The following is a 3,874-nucleotide window of genomic DNA, read 5'->3' as shown; positions in this document are numbered from 1 at the left end:
GACCGCACGAGCGATCATCCCGTGCCCGCCGTCACCCCGCAGGGAATTGCGCAGCAGAGTCGCCGAGGATCAACAAATGAGCACGTCACAAGGGATGGCAGCAACAAAGGAAACATGACCTCAGGATGAGAACCTCGCCGGACATCAAGATGAGACTCAGCAGTAGGCCTCGAGCACGTCCGGGCGGAGGCCACGGTGGCTGGCGTTGCGCAGGTGGGACGCGACGAGCGCCTCGTGCGCGTAGCCGGGCAGCGCGGCGAAGACCTCGGGGTTCTCGCGCATCAGCCGGAACAGGCCGCGTTCCCAGCTCCCGCCGCTGACAGCGTCGAAGATCGTAAGATCCCGGTAGCGGGCCGACTCGAGCAGGTAGGCGCGCAGCACGACCGCACCACCGATGTCGCCCGCGACCACGCTCGGCTCGTCGAGACCCCAGTGGTCGAGGAGCCGGGCGAACCGGTGGGCCTGTGTCGTGAGCGTCAGGTCCTGGCCCTCGTGCTTGTCCGACTGCCCGTAGCCGAGGTGGTCGAACACGTACACCGTGCGCGTCCGGGCGAGTGCCGGGGCGACGTCGCGCCAGAGGAACGACGAATAGGGCGTCCCGTGGACCAGGACGACCGGGCTTCCGCCCGTGCCCAGTCGTGCCCACCGCACGACGCCGTCACCGGTCTCGTAGGCCTCTGGTAGTTCCCAGCGCACGTGGTTGTGGTGCACGGTGATCTTCCTGTAAGTCGGTCTCAGGCGATGAACGGCGGCGGGTTCTCTCCGCGCAGCCGGTAGCCCGACTGCGGTCGCGGCCGCTCCAGGCGGATGGCCTCGACGACGGTGTAGGCGTGGTACTTGGTCTGGCTGATCACCCCGGCGAGCCGGTCGGACCAGAGCCGGCCGTCGCTCGTTCGCTTCTCCAGGACGTGCTTGACCGTGTAGTTGACCATCGAGTTGATCGCGTTCTCGGTGCCGACCCAGACCCGGCCGGGGCCGGTCGCGGTCAGGATCTCGTCGAGCCGGTCCGAACGGCTGAACCGCTCCACCGCGGCCATGGCGCCCTCGTGGATGTCGGCGAAGTACTCGACACAGGTCTTCACCTGCTCGTAGGTGCCGTAGTGCATGTGGTGGCCGCCGACGAAGTAGTCGAAGTCGTACTCGAGGATCTGAGCGTGGGCCTCGTACCAGGCCCAGATGTTCTGCGAGGCGTCGCAGTGCATGAACGTGGCGCTGCCCGGGCTGACGATGTCGATGACGGTGAGCACACGCTGAGCGGGGGCGTGGATGAAGATGTTGCCCGGACAGTGATTCTCGCCCCTGTACGCCAGCTCCAGGGTCACGCCGCCGACCGTGAGCGTGTAGGTGTCGCGGAAGGTCACCGTGGGCAGCGGGCGGTTCGGGTCGGGGAACCGTTCGAGGAGCTCCTTGGTGATCTCGTGCGCGATGATCTCCACGTCCGGCCCGTAGACCGGGGTCGCTCCGATGTGGTCGGTGTGCCAGTGGCTGTAGATCAGGTGGGTCACCGGCTTGTCGGTGACGCTCTCGATCGCCGCGACCATGTTCTCGCCGATCGTCGGCGGCGCGTCGATCGCGATCACGCCGTCCGCGGTGACCACGAAGGCCGCGTCGTAGCCCGCGCTGGTGACCCAGTAGAAGCCGTCCCGGAGCTCCTCGACGTGGTAGCGGTAGGTCCGGAAGCGCTCGGTGTCGAGGTAGGGCGGGTAGTACTCCGGTGGGTCGAGCGGGTCGTCGCGGTTGACCGGGAAGCCGTAGTTGTCGATCCCGAAGAAGCCGGGTTCGTCGGTGGCCACGATCGGCCGTTGGGTCTTGTCGCACATGGGTTGCGAGGTCCTTTCCGAGGGGGTCAGCAGGGGAACCGGAGCACGGCCTTGACCACGCGCCCGGCTGCGGCGTCGTCGAACGCCTGGTTGATGTCGTCGGAGTCGTAGGAGGTGACGAGCCGGTCGACGGGGAAGCGTCCGGCCCGCCAGAGGTCGGCCAGTGTGGTGAGCAACAGCGGCGAGACGGCGTCGCCCTGGGCGATCCCGTGCACCGAACGCCCGAGCGAGCTGCGGCGAGGTGACCCCGCCGCCGGCGCCCTGCTCGAACGTCACGATCCCCACCCGCCCCCGGGGGGGGGCGAGCGAGTCGACGGCCGCGGTCAGGTTCTCCGCCCGGCCGCTGGTCTCCAGCACGATGTCCAGGCCACGGGGCGTGACGCCCCGCAGCGCCATGGACAGGTCGGTGGTGTCCCGGACGTCGATCACGTGCGTCGCTCCGAGGTCACGGGCGAGGTCGAGGCGGGCCGCGTCGACGTCGACGGCCACCACGGCTCGGGCCCCGACCACGTTCCCCGCCATGACCGCGGCGAGCCCCACCGCGCCGACCCCGATGACACCGATCGACACACCGGGCGAGGCCGAGAATGCCTGGAGCACGGTGCCCGCGCCGGTCTGCAGCCCGCACCCGAGCGGGGCGGCGAGCTCGAGCGGGATGTCGGGCGGGATCTTCACGGTGTTCCGCTGGTGGGTCAGTGCGTGGGTGGCGAACGACGACTGGCCGAAGAAGTGGCCGTGCAGCTCGGCTCCCGTGCGGTGCAGCCCCTGGGTGCCGTCCAGTCGGGCGGCGGCGAAGTTCGCCTCCCAGGCCAGGTCGCAGTAGGCGGGGTGGGCGGAGACGCACGACGGGCACCGGCCGCAGGAGTGGTAGCTCAGGACCACGTGGTCGCCCGGTTCGAGGCCGGTGACCGCCGAGCCGACGCGTTCCACGACCCCCGCGCCCTCGTGACCGAGGACGACCGGCAACGGGACCGGCATCTGCTGCCGACGGACGTGGGCGTCGGTGGCGCAGATGCCGGTCGCGACCATGCGGACCAGCACCTCGTCGGGCCGCGGGTCGTCGATCTCGATGTCCTGCCAGACGAACGGGCCGTCCTTCTCCTCGAGGACTGCGGCGCGGGCCGAGTGGCTCACACGGGTCACGGGTGACTCCTCGGGTTTCTGACGATCGGAGCTCAGCAGCCGCGACGACGTCCGGGCGGCCCATGCCGAAGTCTTGCCGCGTCCCGGCCTCACCGGATCGGTCGGTAGATCGGTCGGCCCGGTACGGGCGGAATGACCGACAACCTCACCGGTGTTGTCATTGAGCTCCTGAGTCATCTGGTGTCCTTTCGGGCTCAGGAGAACGGGTCGCCTGAGGACTGTCCCGCTTCACGCTTGCGGCGGAAGTAGTCGTTGATGACGGTGCGGTACCGGTCAGCATCCGAGCGTGCCCAGTTGCGCATGAGCTCACAGCCGAACACCAGCGAGGTGATCGGCTGCGCCCCGGCCTGAAGCATGCGGTCGATGGCTGTCTGGTGGGTGACCCTTCCGACCGAGCAGCGTGAGCTCGGTCAGCACGGCGGCGCCAAGCGTGTAGTACAGGGTGCCCGGCGCCTGGGGGGCGCCGTCGTCGTTCATCAGGAGCAGCATCAGGTCCTCGACGATCAGCAGATCGCCCCGGACCGACATCAGCTTCTCGTCCATGAGCTCTTCTTCCTCGCTGTGCCCCCATCGGTCAGCCGAGGAAGGACCGCAGCGCGGCGTTGACGTCGTCGGCGTGCGTCCAGAGCAGCCCGTGCGGCGCGCCCTCGATCTCGAGGTACTCGGCGTCCGGGAGCAGCTTGCGGAAGCGGCGGGCCGTGACCTCGATCGGCAGGATGTTGTCCGCCGTACCGTGCAGGATCAAGGCCGGCTTGCCGCTGGCCCGGACCGCCTCGACGTCGGCGCGGAAGTCCTCGATCCACGAGGAGACGACGGCGTAGGCCGCCACCGGAGCGCTGGAGATGGGGGGGCGGTGTCATAGCCTCGAAGCAACAGTGCAGGTGAGAAGGGTTGCTCGTGGCAGTGCGGAG

At 68.9% G+C, this 3,874-nt stretch carries 3 protein-coding genes and 1 pseudogene; all 4 read right to left on the bottom strand.

The window, feature by feature from the left end; genetic code table 11:
• Positions 1 to 156: 156 nt before the first annotated feature.
• The gene (locus ACFPZI_RS33085) at positions 157 to 711 is read right to left on the bottom strand and encodes an alpha/beta fold hydrolase (protein WP_381370866.1); all 555 of its coding nucleotides are present in this window, start codon (positions 709 to 711) and stop codon (positions 157 to 159) included.
• 23 nt (positions 712 to 734) lie between these two features.
• Positions 735 to 2,963 carry an alcohol dehydrogenase catalytic domain-containing protein gene (locus ACFPZI_RS33080; protein WP_381370865.1) on the bottom strand — a complete coding sequence of 743 codons (2,229 nt, stop codon included), beginning with the start codon at positions 2,961 to 2,963 and terminating at the stop codon, positions 735 to 737.
• A 306-nt stretch (positions 2,964 to 3,269) separates the two neighbouring features.
• Positions 3,270 to 3,506, bottom strand: coding sequence for a hypothetical protein (locus ACFPZI_RS33075; protein WP_381370864.1), 237 nt, complete (start codon positions 3,504 to 3,506; stop codon positions 3,270 to 3,272).
• A gap of 31 nt (positions 3,507 to 3,537) precedes the next feature.
• A pseudogene (locus ACFPZI_RS33070) lies at positions 3,538 to 3,804 on the bottom strand (alpha/beta fold hydrolase); the annotation flags it as partial.
• Between the last annotated feature and the right edge of the window lie 70 nt (positions 3,805 to 3,874).

This window comes from Streptomyces chlorus (genome assembly GCF_042655885.1).
GTDB lineage: Bacteria > Actinomycetota > Actinomycetes > Streptomycetales > Streptomycetaceae > Streptomyces > Streptomyces chlorus.
This window is presented reverse-complemented; position numbering and strand designations above follow the sequence as displayed.